This window comes from Sulfitobacter sp. G5_S2_6_S6, assembly GCF_054968505.1.
This window is the reverse complement of the sequence record NZ_JBQKUI010000003.1, coordinates 307,369-323,537: the sequence shown is the minus strand read 5'-3', so window position 1 is coordinate 323,537 and position 16,169 is coordinate 307,369. Positions and strand designations below refer to the sequence as shown.

The window sequence follows — 16,169 nt, the reverse complement described above, 5'->3', positions numbered from 1 at the left end:
TTAGAAGTCGATCTTGATGCGTACAGAGCCGACAAGCTGGTGATCGGGCTGCGTCTCGTATTCCTTGCCCAGCCACGTCAGACCATAGAACGCCGAGGCGCGCTTGCCCTGCCAATGCACCCCGGCACGCACACGATCGCGGCGCGGGGTCAGGTCATAGCCACGATCCGACGGCAGGAACACACTGTCGCTGACGCGCGCGATATCGGCCCCAACGACAAAGCCAAAGCCCGTGGCGTCGCGGTGCTGCACCACGCGGTAACGCTGGCCGGTGGTGCTGTCGCGCACCAACATTTCCCCGCGTGTGATATCGCCAAAGGTCAGGTCGAAGCCCGCGCGAACGAATGTCTCTATCCCCGCCTGCCCTTCGACAAAGGGGCGCAGGCTTGTCCGCGCGCCAATCGGAAAGCTGCGCCCGATCTCGACCAGAACCGTGGGGTGAAAGCCGTTTTCGATCTGGTTATCCAACACCCGATCAGAGGGCGAGGTCGCGTCGATGATGTCGTGAATGCCCCGTTGCAGATCATCCAGATGGGTCTGTGGACCGGTGGCGTAGATCGCGGCCCCGACCGAATATTCCACAGCATCGCGTTCGAAATGGGTGTGCATTCCGACGGACAGGGCACCGGCCCATGGGCGCGATCCGGCTTGCGGGCGACGCAGGTTCGCGGGGGAGAATACCTCTACCCCCAAACGCAGCTCGATCAACTGCCCAAAGCGGTCCGGCAAGCGCCCCGTCCACTCAGGCCCCCAGACGCGGGACGACACATAGGCGCCCGTGCGCTCGCGGTCGCGAAACTCTCCGATGGAATCATTGGAAATCAGACGGCCATAGCCAAGGCGTTCCCGCTCTGCCGCCTGCGCACCCACGGGCAAAAGCAAAAGCGCGGCCAATACCGGCACAAGAAATCGCAGCATCGTCACTCCTATCGCAATGGCTGTAAGGGTCGGCACCCGTTGCCCCTTTGCTACCGCGCCCTGCCGCGTCGCGCTATCCTTGGTACATTTTTCTCGGGCGGCGTGTCCTTGGCGCACAGACGGATTGCGCGATACCGACAATTCGCTAACATAACGACAGTGAAAACCAGCCTTGAGGCACTGATGTCAGACCCAAAATCGCACCCGTCCCGCCGTATCGTTTCGTCCCGTCACCTTGCCGAGGGCGAAGGATGGGAAGCGTCCGAGCTCGAATACGGGATGATCATCGCCTACAACGCCTTCTCGCGCTGGATGTCGCGCTGCATGGCGGCGGCAGGCAATGCCGATCTGACCCCGTTGGAAATTCTGGTGCTGCACAACACCAACCACCGAGACCGTGAAAAACGGCTGACGGACATCTGCTTTCTGCTGAACATCGAAGATACGCATACGGTGAACTACGCGCTGCGCAAACTGCTGAAATCCGGCCTGCTAGAGGCCGAGAAACGCGGAAAGGAGGTGTTCTATCGCACCTCCGCCAGCGGGGCCGAGCTGATAGAGACCTACCGCGCGGTGCGCAACACCTGCCTGATCGACAGCATGGGGCGCACCGATATCAAAGGCGACGACCTGCGCGAGATCGCGGCGCAGCTGCGCGCGATCTCGGGTCAGTATGATCAGGCCAGTCGCGCGGCGGCGTCGCTTTAACCGCGGCTGCCTAGGGTGCTGGCGGCGCGGGCCAGTTCGGTGATCGCCGCCCAATCGCCCTTGCGCATCAGATTGTCCGGCGCGACCCAGCTGCCGCCCGCGCACACCACATTGGGCAGCGACAGGTAGCTTTCCGCATTGGCAGGGCTCACGCCGCCCGTGGGGCAGAACCGCACCTGAGGCAGCGGCGAGGACAGCGATTTCAGGAAGGGTGCCCCACCCGCAGCTTCGGCGGGGAAGAACTTGAGCATATCATAGCCGCGTTCATAAAGACGCATCGCCTCTGACGCGGTGGCGGCACCGGGCAACATCGGCAGGCCCAGATCTTCGGCCGCTTGCAGCAGTTTATCCGTGGCACCGGGCGACACCCCAAAGGTCGCGCCCGCATCCACAGCACGTTTGACATCATCGGGGGTCAGCAACGTGCCCGCCCCGACAACGCCGCCTTCGACTTTGGCCATCTCGGCAATCACCTCTAGCGCGGCATCGGTGCGCAGCGTCACCTCTAGCGCGGGCAATCCGCCTGCAACCAAAGCTTCGGCCAGGGGGCGGGCGTGCAGTGCGTCATGCACCACCAGGACCGGCACGATGGGGGCACGTTTACAGATGGCATAGGCAGCGGCGCTGGCGTCTTGCGGGGTCATCGGATCATCCTCTGGTCAGGTTCAAATGCTGCTGGCGCCGGTATCAGCCGCGCCAACCGTGTTGCGGAAAGTGGCAAACAGCTCGCGCCCCTGCCCGTATTCATTGCCCGACAGATCAGCTGTGGCAACCGGGCGCACCATCGCGCCGGGGGTCAGGACCGTCAGCTGCCCGTCGCGGGCGTCGACGCGCACGATATCACCGTCTTGCAAACGTGCAATCGGCCCGCCGTCCACCGCTTCGGGACACACGTGGATCGCGCTCAATACCTTGCCCGAGGCACCGGACATGCGCCCGTCAGTGACCAGCGCCACCTTCAACCCGCGCGCCTGCAGGTTCGCCAGCACCGGCGTCAGGCTGTGCAATTCGGGCATGCCGTTGGCTTTGGGCCCCTGAAAACGCACGACGACGATGACATCCTCGTTGAACTCACCATTGCGATAGGCGTCTTTCACGCTTTCCTGATCATGGAACACGCGGATCGGGGCTTCGACGATGTGATGCTCCGGCTTCACGGCAGAGACTTTGGTGACCGCATTGCCAAGGTTCCCCGCCAGACGTTTCAACCCGCCCGTGGGCTGGAAAGGGTCGCCAATGGGGCGCACGATCTTTTCGTTCAGCGTCTCGGTCGGGCCTGCGACCCATTCGACGGCGCCATCCTTGAGCTTGGGGTCTTGGGTGTAGCGCGACAACCCGTCGCCCGCGATGGTCTTGACCTCGTCATGCAGCAAGCCGCCCGCCATGAGCTGACCGATCATAAATCCCAAGCCTCCCGCCGCGTGGAAGTGGTTCACATCGGCCAAGCCGTTCGGATAGACCCGCGCCAGCAGCGGCGTGACATCGGCAAGATCCGAGAAATCCTGCCAGTCCAGCACGATCCCACCGGCCCGCGCCATCGCGACAAGGTGGATCAGCAGGTTGGTCGACCCGCCTGTCGCATGCAGGCCGACGATGCCGTTCACATAGGCTTTTTCGTCCAGCACATCGCAAACGGGTGTGTATTCATTGCCCAGATGGCTGATCGCCAGCGCCCGCTGCGTCCCCGCAACGGTCAGCGCATCACGCAGGGGCGTATTGGGGTTCACAAAGGACGCGCCGGGCAGGTGCAGGCCCATGAACTCCATCAACATCTGGTTGGTGTTGGCGGTGCCATAGAAGGTGCAGGTGCCCGGCCCGTGGTAGGCCGCCATCTCCGACGCCATCAGCTCTTCGCGCGTGGCCTCGCCTGCGGCGAACTTCTGGCGCACGATCGCTTTCTCGTCGTTGGAGATACCCGAGGTCATCGGTCCCGCAGGCAGGAACACCGCCGGCAGATGCCCGAAAGCCTGCGCCGCGATCACCAGACCGGGCACGATCTTGTCACAGACCCCCAGATAGATCGCGGAATCGAAAGTGTTGTGGCTAAGCCCGACGCCCGCCGCCATGGCGATGATGTCACGCGAAAACAGGCTCAGCTCCATCCCCGGGGTGCCCTGGGTCACGCCGTCACACATCGCAGGCACGCCGCCTGCAACCTGTGCCGTCCCGCCTGCCGCACGCGCGGTGTCGCGGATCAGGGTCGGAAAGCGTTCGAACGGCTGGTGCGCCGAGAGCATGTCATTATAAGTCGTGATAATCCCGATATTGCCCGCCGATTGCGTCGCCAGCGCGGCTTGGTCTTGCCCCGCACCGGCATAGGCATGCGCCTGCCCGCTGCACGAAAGATGCGCCCGTGCCGGCCCTTCCTCGGCGGCGCGACGCATCCGCGCCAGATAGGCCCCCCGGCTTGGCGCGCTGCGTTCGATGATCCGGTCGGTGACACGGGCTACGGTATCGTTCAACATCATGCTTTCCTTCGTGACGTGGGCGGGCCTAAGGGCCTTCCTACAAAGACGTGAGTATGTTAGCGCTAACTTATCACGCGCATGTGCCATTTGCAAACCCGTTGCGACCCTGGGTAAAACGAATGGCGAAAATTGTCTTTCCCCGCCAAAACAGGTGCCCTAAACAATTCGGATGACACAAATAGACCCTCCTTTCCTGATCGGCGTTGACGGAGGCGGCACCGGTTGCCGCGCCGCTGTTGCCACCCCCGATGGCCGTATCCTTGCCGAAGGCAAAGGCGGGCGGGCGAATGTCAGCACCGATTGCGCCACCGCGATCGACAGCGTGCTGACCGCGACGCGCAACGCGATAGAGAGTGCCGGTCTGGATGTCGCCGACATGCCCCGTGCCGTGGCGCATCTGGGGCTTGCGGGATACACGGGGCCGGAAATGGGCCCGCGCGTGCAGGCGGGTCTGCCCTTTGCCAAATCCGTCGTGACCGAAGACACCACCACCACCATCGTCGGTGCCGTCGGAGAGCAGGACTGCCACCTGATCGCCCTTGGCACCGGCACCATCGTGGGCCGCCAAAAGGCCGGCGTGCAGACCTGTATCGGCGGCTGGTGTTATCAGGTCTCGGATCAGGCGTCGGGCGCGTGGCTGGGGCATGGCGTGCTAGAGCAGACCTTGCTCGTCGTTGACGGGATCACCCCCGCCAGCCCCCTGTCGCAGCAGATGCTGGATAAATTCGGCGGCGGCGCGGGCATCGTGCAGTTCAGCCTCAAGGCGCGGCCCGGCGATTTCGCCACCCTTGCCCCCGATGTGGTACAGGCCGCCGCGGCGGGCGACAGCATCGGACGGGCGCTGATGGCAAGCGGGGCCGATTACCTGACCCGCGCCCTGATCGCGCTCGACCACCAACCCGGCGGCCCGCTGTGCCTGACCGGCGGCGTCGGCCCCCATTACGCCGCCTATCTGCCCGACACGCAGACTGCCCATCTGGTCGAAACCAAAGGTCGCGCACTCGACGGGGCCGTCGCACTGGCCCTGCGCGCCGCGCGGGCATGACCGCCCCCCTCACCGCCTATACCGGCGCGCGCATTTTTGACGGGCACGATCTGCTGACCGGTCACGCGCTTGTGGTGCACCCCGACGGCATCCCGCGCATCACACCCCTGACCGCGCTGCCGACGAGGGCCAAAACCCAGACGCTTAGCGGGGGCATCCTCTCCCCCGGGTTTGTGGATCTGCAAGTGAACGGCGGGGGCGGCGTGATGCTCAATAGCGCGCCCGATCTGGACACGCTGCGCGCGATGGCCGCCGCGCATCGACGGCTTGGCACCCGCGCATTTCTTCCCACGTTGATCACCGACACCCCCGCCCATAGCCGCGCCGCCATCGCCGCCGTGGCAGAGGCGTTGCACCTGGGCATGCCCGGTATTGCGGGGCTCCACCTTGAAGGGCCGCATCTGAGCGTTGCCCGCAAAGGTGCCCATGACGGCAGCCTGATCCGCCCCCTGTCTGACGATGATATGGCGATGCTGACCGATGCCGTGGCCCGGATCCCGAACCTGATGATGACCCTCGCCCCCGAAAACGCCACCCCCGATCAGATCGCGGCGCTGACGCAGGCGGGCGTGCTGGTGTCGCTGGGCCATAGCGATTGCGACTATGACACCGCCATGCGCGCCTTTGACGCCGGTGCCCGCATGGCAACGCATCTGTTCAACGCCATGAGCCAGGCCAACGCGCGCAGCCCGGGGCTGGTGGGGGCGGCACTTGATCATCCGCGCGTGGCATCCGGCCTGATTGCCGACGGGGTGCATGTACATCCGGCCATGATCCGCGCCGCACTTGCCGCCAATCGCGGCGCGGCAGAGGTGTTTCTGGTGACCGACGCGATGGCGACTGGCGGTTCTGATATCACCAGCTTCATCCTGAACGACCGCGAGATCCTGCGCCGCGACGGACGGTTGACGCTGGCAGACGGAACGCTGGCCGGGGCCGATCTGACCCTGCTGCAAGCCGTGCGCTATATGCACAACACCGTGGGCGAGCCGTTAGAGCGGGCGCTGGCCCGTGCCACAGTAATCCCTGCGCAACTGCTGGCGCACCCCCCCGAAGCGGACAGCGTCGATGCGATGATCTGGATCAACGACGACCTGTCAGAGTTGCACTGGCTGACCGAGCTGTAACGCCCGCCCACCCCGCGCCCACGAAAAAGGCGGCGCAGGTTACCCGCGCCGCCCTATGTCTTTTACGTCTATGTCTTTCACGTCACTCACGCGTCGCGCAACGCCCCGATGATCTGGTCGAACGCCTCACGCGCCTTGGCGCGCATTTCGTCGTCCGTGGCATCCTGAATAGGATGCGGCACCAGCACATAGCGCGCGCCCTCCATGCCTAAGGCCTTGCGCTGCGTTTCAGCGGCTTGGCCAAACACGCTAGAAGCGATGGAAACAGACGGGATCCCCTGGATTTCAAACCAGACTGTATCGTGCATACTGCACGTGGTACATGATCCTCAGTCCGCCAGCCCTTCGACCAGAAAGTCGCATTCATCGCGGATCTGGTGGCGCAGCGTGTCGGGGCACGGTTTGGCGAAAGTCGGCTTGGTATAATGCCGGATCTCAACGCCGGGTGCGTTTTCGGTCAACAACCTGTCCAGTTCATCCAGCAGGATATTGCCGCGCGGCTTGCTGATGTTCAGCAGCCCGACAACCCCCTGCACCGAACCGGACCGTTCGCTGATCTGACGCGCGACGGGGACACGTTCGTCCGTCGGGTCAAGAATTATTGTCATTCACGTCCTCCTCTGCTGTGAAAGCTAGCCTAGATCGATCTTTCTGGAAACGGAAATCGACCCCACCTCCCCCGTGGCCCACCCGTGGAACGCGGACGAGAATTTGCCCGCATCGCCACCGGCCACGACAATATGGATATATTCCTTGCCCGCAAATTTAGGGGCCAACTGCGCCAGTTTTTCCGGCCCCATCCGTTCCGCGTCCGCCACGGGGATACCCGCGCCCGAATGGTCATCCTGCACCATCTCCGACAAGGGGCGCGCCGTGACCTCTTGGATACGGTCGCGCAGCCTGTCCTTGGAATAGGGGCCATCGACGGTCAGCGTCTGGATATGCTCGGGACAGACCACCAGCAGCGCGTCAATCGGCAGGTTGTGCATCTTCGGCAGGAACACCCCTTCAAGCCCCTGCCCCAACGACCCCGCGATCTGGTCCGGCCTGCGCGAGGTCTGGTCCACCAGATGCACCGGCCCGCCCGTCATGGCAAAGACGGTCACGACCGAATCTTCCGCCTCGAACCCGCGTTCCACATGCAGCGGCTCCCATGGCGAGGCCGCCTCGTTCTCCGCAAAGCACATGGTGTATTTCATCGGATTGCCCAGGACAGACCGTTCGACCCCGCCCGTGGTCGCCCCGCCGACATTGCGGATGATCAGCCGCAGCGCGCGCCCGATGGTGGCATTGGCACGGTTCCCCGCACCCAAAGCGCCCAAGCCGCCGTTCAGCCCGATCTTGTCCACGATCGGCCCGTTCACCACCATGACCGTCGCCGCGCCCATGGTTGTCGCGGTGACCCCGTGGACGTTGAATTCATCCGTGCAGACGGCTTCGACCGCTGCGATCACCACAGGCAGATATTCGGGTTTACACCCCGCCATCACCGCGTTGATCGCGATCTTTTCGACCGTGGCGATGCCCATATTCGGCGGCACTGTGGCGATGACATCCTGCGGATCACGATGCGTCCCTTCCAACATGCGGATCACCCGTTCGGGCGTCGGCGGCACCAAGGGCAACCCGTCCGAGAACCCCTGATCGAACATGAATTCCGCCATGTCATCGCCGCTGGCGACCTCGACCTTGCGGGCGCGCAGACGGCTGCCTTCGGCTTCTGCCCGCAGCGCGTCGTAGACCTCGGGGTCAAAGTGTTTCGACCCGCATCCCGGACGCCAGGCGGGCAGGCTGTCCCAATCGATCTGCGCGGCAGCCTTGCCCGTCGCACGGGCCATCTGGTCGGACAATGCCTGCCAGTCATCGCGCACGAAGCCTTCAAAGTGGGTCACGACAGCGCCGCTTTCATCAATCCAGTAGAGCGCGGGCACGATCTCGAAATCCCAGTCGAACGAGGTCTTGCAGCCCGCATCCTCAAGCACCGGCATGGTCAGCCCGTGGCGCTGCGCGAAATCGCCGTTCTTCTCGCCGGATTGCCCCGGCACCAGAAACCGCACCGCATCGCCATAGGCCTGCGACAGCGCTTGCAGCACCGGCCCCGCAATATTGCAGGTCTCGCAATCCTCTTTCACGAAACAGACCAGCGCAGGGCCGGTTCCGTCAAAATGATGGGCCGCGCCTTGCAGATCCTTCAGGGTAAATTCCGGTTTCCGATCACTCATGTCGCCCCCTCCCAAGTATGCCGCTGCATACTGTGGGGGATCGTCAGGCATGTCCAGACAGCTTGGCGGAGACGGATGGGAATCGAACCCACCACACGCCGTATCGACGCGTCCATGGTTTTGAAGACCAGGGAAGCCACCAGACTCCGGTCGTCTCCGCGTTGCCACACCGTAGCCCTGCCGCAGGGCAAGCGAAAGCCTAATGCGCCTGCGGCGCGATCTGCCGCGTGTCACCATCGCGCAGCGTCATACCAAGCGCATCCAGATGCTCAAGCAGTGGCACGATGAACTTGCGGGTGGTGCCCAAGGCGGTGCGCGCTGCGCTGGTGGTAAAGGCCGTGGGCGGGGGGAAGCTTGCCGCAAGGCTCCGCTGCGCTTGGCCGATGGTCGCCGCGTGAAACACGACCTGCTGTTTCAACGCGATATTCGCCAAGGACACCAACCGCCCCTGCGCCACCAGCAGCGCGATCAGATCCGCGTCATCAGGCGCATCGAACTGCCGCACATCAGGGGGGGAGGTGCCGCCCGCGCGCATCCTCTCTTCGATCTCGGTCAGGCGGGCAAGCTGTTGCGGGGCCAGGGCTGCAAAGGGGTCATGCCGTGCGAGACTGACCAAACCGTCGCGCAAAACAACCTCTCCACCCCTGTGCAACTCAGCTTGGGCAAAGGGCACCAAACCCCGCAGTGGTGTCACCTGTTGCAGCATCGAAAGCGCCGCCCCCTGCTTGATCGGGTGGTCAGCGTGAAAGCGCTGCAAAGCCGCCACCACCGCCGTCTGCACCGTGGCGAGGTCGTCGGCCAGCGCGACATGTTCCGGCGCTAGCCGCACAACGCCCGTGGGCAGCGCAGCCGTCGCATCGCAGCGCGCCAACCGGACAAGATCAGACCACAGCGCCACCCCGCGCCCCTGCGCACAAAGCGCTGCGGCAAGGGCGGCTCCATCCTGCTGCTGTGCCGCCTGCATCACCGCCAACCGCCGTCTGTCGCCCGCCCCGACTGCCGTGGCCTGCGGGTCAAGGATCACCGCGCCCGCCAACGTCGCCGCAGGGGAAAGCTGACGCAACACCGCCGCCTGCCCCGCGAACCCCACCACGGGGCGTTTGAAGCGCAACTGCCCCAGCCCCGCGCCCCCCGGCGCGATCTGGCCACCGCCCATCAGCCGCAGGGTCGCGACCTCATGCGCCGTGCCCCACAGCACGCGCAAATCCTGCATATGTTTGACCGGTCGCGGTGCCATGTCAGAGACGGTCAACCACACATCCATACAAAGCGTCGCCCCCTGCCCGCCCGTACAGATCACATCGCCGCGGGCAATATCCTCCAGCGCGATACCGCGCAGGTTCACCGCGACCCGCTCTCCCGCCGCGACCCTCTCCCGCGCCGCGCCGCGTGCTTGCAGGCCACGGACCACCGTGGCCGCACCGCTTGGCTGCACGGTCAACGCCGCGCCAACCGCCAACGCGCCGCCAAGCAGCGTGCCCGTCACCACCGTTCCGCGTCCCGCCAGTGTGAACGCGCGGTCCACCGGCAGGAACGCCCCCATCGGCGCGGCCCGCGCGGGCAAAGCGTTGAACCGCCGCGCCAAGACCTGCCGCAGATGATCCGTCCCGCCAGCGGTCGTGGCCGAACAGGGCACCAGTTCGGCCACGGTAACGCCTTGCGCGGCAAGGGCATCCTCAATTTCCACCAGACGGGCGGGCAATGTCGCCACGGGGATCAAATCCACCTTCGTCACCGCGACCACGGCCACGGGCACCTGCAACAGTCTTGCGATTTGCACATGCTCGCGGGTTTGCGCGGCGATGCCCTCCACGGCCGAGACGACCAGCATCGCGCCCTGCGCGCCGCTCGCTCCCGACACCATGGTGCGGATGAAATCCTCGTGCCCCGGCGCGTCAATCAGGTCAAGCGTCCCACCCGCCATCTCGCAATGGGCAAACCCCAGCGCGATCGACAGGCCACGGGCTTTTTCCTCGGCCAGCCGGTCCGTCTCCATCCCCGTGAGGGAGCGCACCAGCGCCGTCTTGCCATGATCCACATGGCCGATCACGATCACGCAGGCCGATGTCATATGGCGGCGATCGCGCCCAGCGCCGCGACGACATCGGGTAGCTCGTCATCCGTTACCGTGCGCATGTCCAGCCACAGCTTGCCCTGATGGATACGCCCGACAATGGGCACCCCCCCGCCCCGTAAACGATCCCCAAGGGTTTCAGCAGACAGCGCGGCAGAGGCCACGACGACACTGAAACTGTCCAGATCCTGCTGCGGCAGCGACCCGCCGCCGACATAGGCGGCTGACGCCATCACCTCAACAACCACCCCCTTCACCGCAGCAAGGGAACCCGCGAGCCTTTGCGCCCGCGCCTCTACCTCTGCCAAAGGCTGCGAGAGCGCACGCAAGACCGGCACCCGCGCCAGCGGATCATGGGGCGGCAGGTACAGACGCAAGGTCGCCTCGAGCGCGGCCAGCGACAGCTTGTCGATGCGCAACGCCCGCAGCAACGGGTGCTTGCGCAGCCCCGCGATAATATCCGCCCGTCCCGCGATGATCCCCGCCTGCGGCCCACCAAGCAGCTTGTCGCCCGAGAACATGACCAGATCGACACCCGCTTTGAGGATATCCGCCACCACGGGTTCGTCGCGCAGCCCAAAGGGGGCAAGGTCAATCAGCACGCCGCTGCCCAGATCTTCCATCAGGATCAGATCCCGCTCCGCCGCCAGTTGCGCCAAATCTGTGCGGGACGGGGCAGAGGTGAAGCCCACAATGCGAAAGTTGCTGGTGTGGCTTTTCAACAGAACCGCCGTATCCTCGTCCACCGCATCGGCATAATCGCTAAGCCGCGTTTTATTGGTGGCACCGACCTCTTTCAGCTCTGCACCGCTTTGCGCGATCACATCGGGCAGACGGAAAGACCCGCCAATCTCGATCAGCTCCCCGCGCGAGGCGATCACCTTGCGCCCTGCCGCAGTGCCCATCAGCGCCAAGACCACCGCTGCGGCACAGTTATTCACGATCAGCGCCGCCTCAGCGCCCGTCAACTGGCAGATCAGCGCCTCGGCATGGTCATAGCGCGACCCGCGCTTGCCGGTTTTTAGGTTCAGCTCAAGGTTCGAAGGCCGCGCACCGATCTGGTCCATCGCCTGCAGCGCCTCGGGGGCAAGACGGGCGCGGCCCAGATTGGTGTGGATGATGATACCCGTGGCATTGATGACAGGGCGCAAGTTCGGCCGGCGAGCTGCCTTTATCCGGTCGGCAAGGCTATGGGCAAAGGGTTCACTGGCGAAATCGGGCAGATCGACCACCCCGCCGCCCCGAATATCACGGCGCAGCTGGTCGAGCGTTTCGCGCAGGGCGCGGCGCACCTCGTCGTGGCTGTAGGTCGCAACCAAGGACGCCACATGCGGTTGCTGCAACAGCGTATCGATCTGTGGCAAATGTCTAAGCTGGCTGTTCACGCGTCACGCCCCCCGATGGCTGAACGCGCAGTGTAATCGCGCGGGCCACGGGGGCAAGCCGGAACGCAGGCCAATAGCGGGCAACAAGAAGGCCCGCCGTGCGGGTTACGCCGCCAGCGCTTCCTTCACCGCGATGTCGGCCATCTGCAAAATCGCCTCGCGGCTATCGGCGACGGCGATAAAGCGGCCGTTGTGGCAGAACTTTGCCCCTTTGACGCCTGATGCTTCCTCAAGCGCGGCGTCTTTTTGACCCGCCCAAGCCACCGGAAGATCAGCGCGGTTCTCGAACGTATCATCCCCCAACCGGATCGTTGTCAGCGTCCATTCCTCGCCGCGCGGGTGGATGACGAACAGCAGATGATCCGCCCCCGCCTTCACCACGGCCCCGCGAAACGGCATGCCCATGGGCAGGTCCAGCACATGCCCCTCGCCCGCGGCATCAATGGCGGTCATGACCATCGCTTCGGCGCGGAACTTGGCGGCTTTGCGACGGATCGACGCTTCGACAAAGGCGCGCGCAATGGGCAAGGCGGCGGCAAAGGCGCGGTCGTCCACGCCTTCCTCGCGGTCATCGAAGACGGGTTTCAGGCTTTCCAACAGCGCGGGCAAGGTCAGACCGGCAAACAGTGGCCCCGCCTCTGACGCGTTGACGGCACCATTGTCCAGCAGGTCGATCGGCAGAACAAACCCGCGATCGAAACTGTCGTGGATGGCATTCACATCCGCCTCGGGCACGTCGAGCGCGCGCAGATAATCATGCCCGTAATGCGCCCAGATCAGCCCGAAAGAGCTATAGGGCTGCCCGTCTTCACGCAGCGGATTGGGACGTTGATGGTGATCGAAAATCCCTGCTTCGGCATCAAAATCACCGCCCACGTCGTAGATGATGCGCCCCTCGGCCGGTGTGATCAGCGCCTTGTCGCGGCTGCGCAGTACCGTGGCGTCTGGAAACAGCCGCGTCAGGATGACAGAGGATAGGAGTTCATCCGCATGAAAACCGCCTGAGTGGGTCACGAGTTGGGTGATCGTCATGTTTCTGTACCTTTGCGCATCTGTTCAGCAGGTCGAAATGAAAACGGGCGACCGTGGGAGAGGCCGCCCTGTGAATATGTATTGCTCACACCGCCCGTCACGGGCCTAGCATAAGAAAACGTAGAAAGAGTTAATGCGTCCAGGCCCCGCGGCGACCTGTGGCGAAATTCTCGCCATAGCCGCCGGCGCGGACATTTGCGCGGCGTTTGTTGGGGTCTTGCACCAGCGCGTCGATGTTGTGGTCGCGGGCGTATTCCACCGCTTCTTCCTTGGTGGCGAACTGCAAACGCACCTGCGTTTGCGTGTCCTTCGACGAGGTCCAGCCCATCAACGGGTCAATCTCGCGCGCGTGCTCTGGGTCGAATTCCAGCAACCAGACACGGGTTTTGGCCGTGCCAGAGGACATGGCAGTTCGGGAAGGCTGATAAATACGCGCGCGCATAGCTGAATCTCCGCTGTGATCAGGCGGTTTATCAGCCAAATACGGCCAAGGATCAAGGCATCACAGTGATTTGTGCCGAATTCGCGTTACATATGCTGCGGCGCAGCATAGACTGAGCTTATGCAATCGGAGCACCTCTCATGAACCCCCTGACCCTGATGACGCTCAATGCCAACTTCGCCAAGCTGATGATCGACACCCAAGCCGTTATGACGCTTAGGCTTTTGGGGATGGCCGGTGCCCTTCCCCAGACCCGCGGAGAGAACGCCCGAATGGTGAATGAAAAAGGCCCCGCCATGGCCAAAGCCTATCAGGCGGCCACCAAAGCCGCCTTTGCCGGGGGCACGCCCGACCAGATTTTCTCGGCCGCGATGGTCCCGGTCAGCAAAAAGGTCCGCGCCAACCGCAAGCGACTGACCAAATAAGCCTGCGACGAAAGCGACATATGCGCGTCGCGCAAGGCTGTGCCCCTTGAACCCGCGCGAAAACATGACACCTTAGGGAACACCCCCCAAAGGACGATGTTATGGCCTACGCCCACTCTGACAGCCTGCCCGAGCGCAAAGACGCCTATCTTGCCAATCCCGCGCCCAACGTGCGCGAACGCCCCAAGCTCGAGGGCGGCAAGAAGTTCAAGCTGGCGACCGAATTCGAACCCGCAGGCGACCAGCCCACGGCGATCAAGGAACTGTCTGAAGGGGTGCGGTCGGGCGAACGCGATCAGGTGCTTTTGGGGGCCACAGGGACGGGCAAGACGTTCACGATGGCCAAGGTGATCGAGGAAACGCAGCGGCCCGCGATCATCCTCGCGCCGAACAAGACGCTGGCGGCGCAGCTTTACGGCGAATTCAAAGGGTTCTTCCCCGACAACGCCGTGGAATATTTCGTCTCATACTACGACTACTACCAGCCAGAAGCCTATGTCGCGCGGTCCGATACCTTCATCGAGAAGGAAAGCCAGATCAACGAACAGATCGACCGGATGCGCCACTCTGCCACGCGGGCGCTGCTGGAACGCGATGACGTGATCATCATCGCGTCGGTGTCGTGCATCTACGGGATCGGCTCGGTCGAGACCTATGGCGCGATGACGCAGGACCTCAAGACCGGCAACAACTATGACCAACGCCAAGTGATCGCGGACCTGATTGCGCAGGCGTATAAACGCAATGACGCCGCCTTCCAGCGTGGCACCTTCCGCGTGCGCGGCGACAGCCTTGAAATCTTTCCGGCCCACCTTGAGGACCGCGCATGGCGTCTGTCCTTCTTCGGCGAAGAGCTGGAAAGCATTACCGAATTCGACCCGCTCACCGGCGAGAAGACCGGCACTTTCGACCAGATCCGCGTCTATGCGAACAGCCACTATGTGACGCCGAAACCAACGATGAACCAAGCGGTGATCGGCATCAAGAAAGAGCTGCGGATGCGGCTGGACCAGCTTGTCGCCGAAGGAAAACTGCTGGAAGCGCAACGGCTTGAACAGCGCTGCAACTTCGACATCGAGATGCTTGAAGCCACCGGCGTCTGCAACGGGATCGAGAACTATTCGCGCTATCTCACGGGCCGCGCCCCCGGAGAGCCGCCCCCCACGCTGTTCGAATTCATCCCCGACAACGCGATTGTCTTTGCAGACGAAAGCCACGTCTCCGTGCCGCAGATCGGCGGGATGTACAAAGGCGACTACCGACGCAAATTCACGCTGGCCGAACACGGGTTCCGCCTGCCCTCCTGTATGGACAACCGCCCCCTCAAGTTCGAGGAATGGGATGCCATGCGCCCGCAGTCGGTCTTTGTCTCGGCCACCCCCGCCGCGTGGGAAATCGAACAATCCGGCGGTGTGTTTACTGAACAGATCATTCGCCCCACCGGCTTGATCGACCCCAAAATCGAAATCCGTCCTGTCGAAATGCAGGTCGACGATCTGCTGGACGAGGTGCGCAAGGTCGCCGCCGACGGCTATCGCACGCTCTGCACCGTGCTGACCAAACGCATGGCCGAAGACCTGACCGAATACATGCACGAACAGGGCATCCGCGTGCGCTATATGCACAGCGATATCGACACGATCGAACGTATCGAAATCCTGCGCGACCTGCGGCTTGGTGCTTTCGATGTGCTGATCGGGATCAACCTTCTTCGCGAAGGCTTGGACATTCCCGAATGTGGGCTGGTGGCGATTCTCGATGCGGATAAGGAAGGGTTCCTGCGTTCGGAGACCTCGCTGATCCAGACCATCGGGCGGGCCGCGCGGAACGCCGAAGGCCGCGTGATCATGTACGCCGACCGCATCACCGGCTCGATGGAGCGTGCGATTGGCGAAACCGACCGCCGTCGCGCCAAGCAGCTGGCCTATAACGAAGAACACGGGATCACGCCGACAACGGTCAAGAAGAATGTCGATGATATCCTCGCCGGTCTCTACAAAGGCGATGTGGACATGAGCCGCGTCACGGCCAAGATCGACAACCCGCTCGCAGGCGGCAACCTGCAAACCGTGCTCGATGGGCTGCGCACCGATATGCGCAAAGCGGCCGAGAACCTCGAGTTCGAAGAAGCCGCACGCCTGCGCGACGAGGTCAAACGGCTCGAATCCGTCGATCTGGCCATCGCCGACGATCCGATGGCGCGTCAGTACGCTGTCGAAAAAGCCGTCGATGACGCGCAAAAGGCGTCGGGCCGATCAACCGGCGGTCGCGGCGGGATGCGCGGTGGCAAATCCCGCTACGGCGGCAAAAAACGCTAGGCAGC

14 protein-coding genes and 1 tRNA gene are annotated in these 16,169 nt (G+C 63.7%); 5 read left to right on the top strand and 10 right to left on the bottom strand.

What is annotated here, in order from left to right; translation table 11 throughout:
• A complete protein-coding gene (locus ACTRWK_RS07835) occupies positions 1 to 918 on the bottom strand; it encodes a lipid A-modifier LpxR family protein (protein ID WP_037943229.1) in 918 nt (305 codons plus the stop codon).
• Positions 919 to 1,101: 183 nt separating this feature from the next.
• Between ACTRWK_RS07835 and ACTRWK_RS07830 the strand changes: the two genes are divergently transcribed.
• Positions 1,102 to 1,626 (top strand): winged helix DNA-binding protein, encoded by a 525-nt coding sequence (locus tag ACTRWK_RS07830; RefSeq protein ID WP_174226595.1) that lies wholly within the window; start codon positions 1,102 to 1,104, stop codon positions 1,624 to 1,626.
• Here ACTRWK_RS07830 and eda read toward each other — a convergent pair.
• Positions 1,623 to 2,270, bottom strand: coding sequence for a bifunctional 4-hydroxy-2-oxoglutarate aldolase/2-dehydro-3-deoxy-phosphogluconate aldolase (eda, locus tag ACTRWK_RS07825; protein ID WP_005851466.1), 648 nt, complete (start codon positions 2,268 to 2,270; stop codon positions 1,623 to 1,625). The genes ACTRWK_RS07830 and eda overlap by 4 nt on opposite strands.
• 21 nt (positions 2,271 to 2,291) lie before the next feature.
• Positions 2,292 to 4,094, bottom strand: coding sequence for a phosphogluconate dehydratase (gene edd / locus ACTRWK_RS07820; RefSeq protein WP_462843866.1), 1,803 nt, complete (start codon positions 4,092 to 4,094; stop codon positions 2,292 to 2,294).
• A gap of 169 nt (positions 4,095 to 4,263) precedes the next feature.
• Here edd and ACTRWK_RS07815 point away from each other — a divergent pair, with 169 nt between their 5' ends.
• Both ACTRWK_RS07815 and nagA read left to right on the top strand, forming a co-directional pair.
• A complete protein-coding gene (locus ACTRWK_RS07815) occupies positions 4,264 to 5,139 on the top strand; it encodes a glucosamine kinase nucleotide-binding domain-containing protein (protein ID WP_005851462.1) in 876 nt (291 codons plus the stop codon).
• Positions 5,136 to 6,266, top strand: a complete 1,131-nt coding sequence (gene nagA, locus ACTRWK_RS07810; protein ID WP_462843865.1) for an N-acetylglucosamine-6-phosphate deacetylase — start codon at positions 5,136 to 5,138, stop codon at positions 6,264 to 6,266. The genes ACTRWK_RS07815 and nagA overlap by 4 nt, the downstream gene beginning before the upstream one ends.
• Before the next feature lie 86 nt (positions 6,267 to 6,352).
• On the opposite strand, the gene ACTRWK_RS07805 is transcribed toward nagA, so the two are convergent.
• The 7 genes from ACTRWK_RS07805 to ACTRWK_RS07775 form a co-directional block, all read right to left on the bottom strand.
• Entirely contained in the window at positions 6,353 to 6,874 is a 522-nt protein-coding gene (locus ACTRWK_RS07805) for a UGSC family (seleno)protein (RefSeq protein WP_258182285.1), read from the bottom strand.
• Positions 6,875 to 6,898: 24 nt separating this feature from the next.
• Positions 6,899 to 8,488 (bottom strand): TlpA family protein disulfide reductase, encoded by a 1,590-nt coding sequence (locus tag ACTRWK_RS07800; RefSeq protein WP_353628187.1) that lies wholly within the window; start codon positions 8,486 to 8,488, stop codon positions 6,899 to 6,901.
• A 63-nt stretch (positions 8,489 to 8,551) separates the two neighbouring features.
• Positions 8,552 to 8,646 (bottom strand) — tRNA-Sec (locus tag ACTRWK_RS07795).
• A 41-nt stretch (positions 8,647 to 8,687) separates the two neighbouring features.
• Positions 8,688 to 10,559: a selenocysteine-specific translation elongation factor gene (selB, locus tag ACTRWK_RS07790; RefSeq protein ID WP_462843864.1), complete on the bottom strand. Its 1,872-nt coding sequence runs from the start codon at positions 10,557 to 10,559 to the stop codon at positions 8,688 to 8,690.
• Positions 10,556 to 11,947, bottom strand: coding sequence for an L-seryl-tRNA(Sec) selenium transferase (gene selA / locus ACTRWK_RS07785; RefSeq protein ID WP_289081442.1), 1,392 nt, complete (start codon positions 11,945 to 11,947; stop codon positions 10,556 to 10,558). The genes selB and selA overlap by 4 nt, the downstream gene beginning before the upstream one ends.
• Before the next feature lie 105 nt (positions 11,948 to 12,052).
• Positions 12,053 to 12,979 (bottom strand): MYG1 family protein, encoded by a 927-nt coding sequence (locus ACTRWK_RS07780; protein ID WP_037943215.1) that lies wholly within the window; start codon positions 12,977 to 12,979, stop codon positions 12,053 to 12,055.
• A 130-nt stretch (positions 12,980 to 13,109) separates the two neighbouring features.
• Positions 13,110 to 13,421: an ETC complex I subunit gene (locus ACTRWK_RS07775; protein ID WP_005851432.1), complete on the bottom strand. Its 312-nt coding sequence runs from the start codon at positions 13,419 to 13,421 to the stop codon at positions 13,110 to 13,112.
• Positions 13,422 to 13,561: 140 nt separating this feature from the next.
• Between ACTRWK_RS07775 and ACTRWK_RS07770 the strand changes: the two genes are divergently transcribed.
• Together ACTRWK_RS07770 and uvrB are read left to right on the top strand one after the other, a co-directional pair.
• Positions 13,562 to 13,846 (top strand): antifreeze protein, encoded by a 285-nt coding sequence (locus ACTRWK_RS07770; RefSeq protein WP_289081796.1) that lies wholly within the window; start codon positions 13,562 to 13,564, stop codon positions 13,844 to 13,846.
• Positions 13,847 to 13,947: 101 nt separating this feature from the next.
• A complete protein-coding gene (uvrB, locus tag ACTRWK_RS07765) occupies positions 13,948 to 16,164 on the top strand; it encodes an excinuclease ABC subunit UvrB (RefSeq protein WP_037964938.1) in 2,217 nt (738 codons plus the stop codon).
• Positions 16,165 to 16,169: the final 5 nt, after the last annotated feature.

Coding starts and splice junctions, on each gene's coding strand:
- ACTRWK_RS07830 (WP_174226595.1), top strand. CDS start 1,102: ATGTCAGACCCAAAATCGCACCCGTCCCGCCGTATCGTTTCGTCCCGT.
- uvrB (WP_037964938.1), top strand. CDS start 13,948: ATGGCCTACGCCCACTCTGACAGCCTGCCCGAGCGCAAAGACGCCTAT.
- ACTRWK_RS07835 (WP_037943229.1), bottom strand. CDS start 918: ATGCTGCGATTTCTTGTGCCGGTATTGGCCGCGCTTTTGCTTTTGCCC.
- ACTRWK_RS07770 (WP_289081796.1), top strand. CDS start 13,562: ATGAACCCCCTGACCCTGATGACGCTCAATGCCAACTTCGCCAAGCTG.
- ACTRWK_RS07780 (WP_037943215.1), bottom strand. CDS start 12,979: ATGACGATCACCCAACTCGTGACCCACTCAGGCGGTTTTCATGCGGAT.
- ACTRWK_RS07815 (WP_005851462.1), top strand. CDS start 4,264: ATGACACAAATAGACCCTCCTTTCCTGATCGGCGTTGACGGAGGCGGC.
- nagA (WP_462843865.1), top strand. CDS start 5,136: ATGACCGCCCCCCTCACCGCCTATACCGGCGCGCGCATTTTTGACGGG.
- ACTRWK_RS07775 (WP_005851432.1), bottom strand. CDS start 13,421: ATGCGCGCGCGTATTTATCAGCCTTCCCGAACTGCCATGTCCTCTGGC.
- ACTRWK_RS07800 (WP_353628187.1), bottom strand. CDS start 8,488: ATGAGTGATCGGAAACCGGAATTTACCCTGAAGGATCTGCAAGGCGCG.
- selB (WP_462843864.1), bottom strand. CDS start 10,559: ATGACATCGGCCTGCGTGATCGTGATCGGCCATGTGGATCATGGCAAG.
- edd (WP_462843866.1), bottom strand. CDS start 4,094: ATGATGTTGAACGATACCGTAGCCCGTGTCACCGACCGGATCATCGAA.
- eda (WP_005851466.1), bottom strand. CDS start 2,270: ATGACCCCGCAAGACGCCAGCGCCGCTGCCTATGCCATCTGTAAACGT.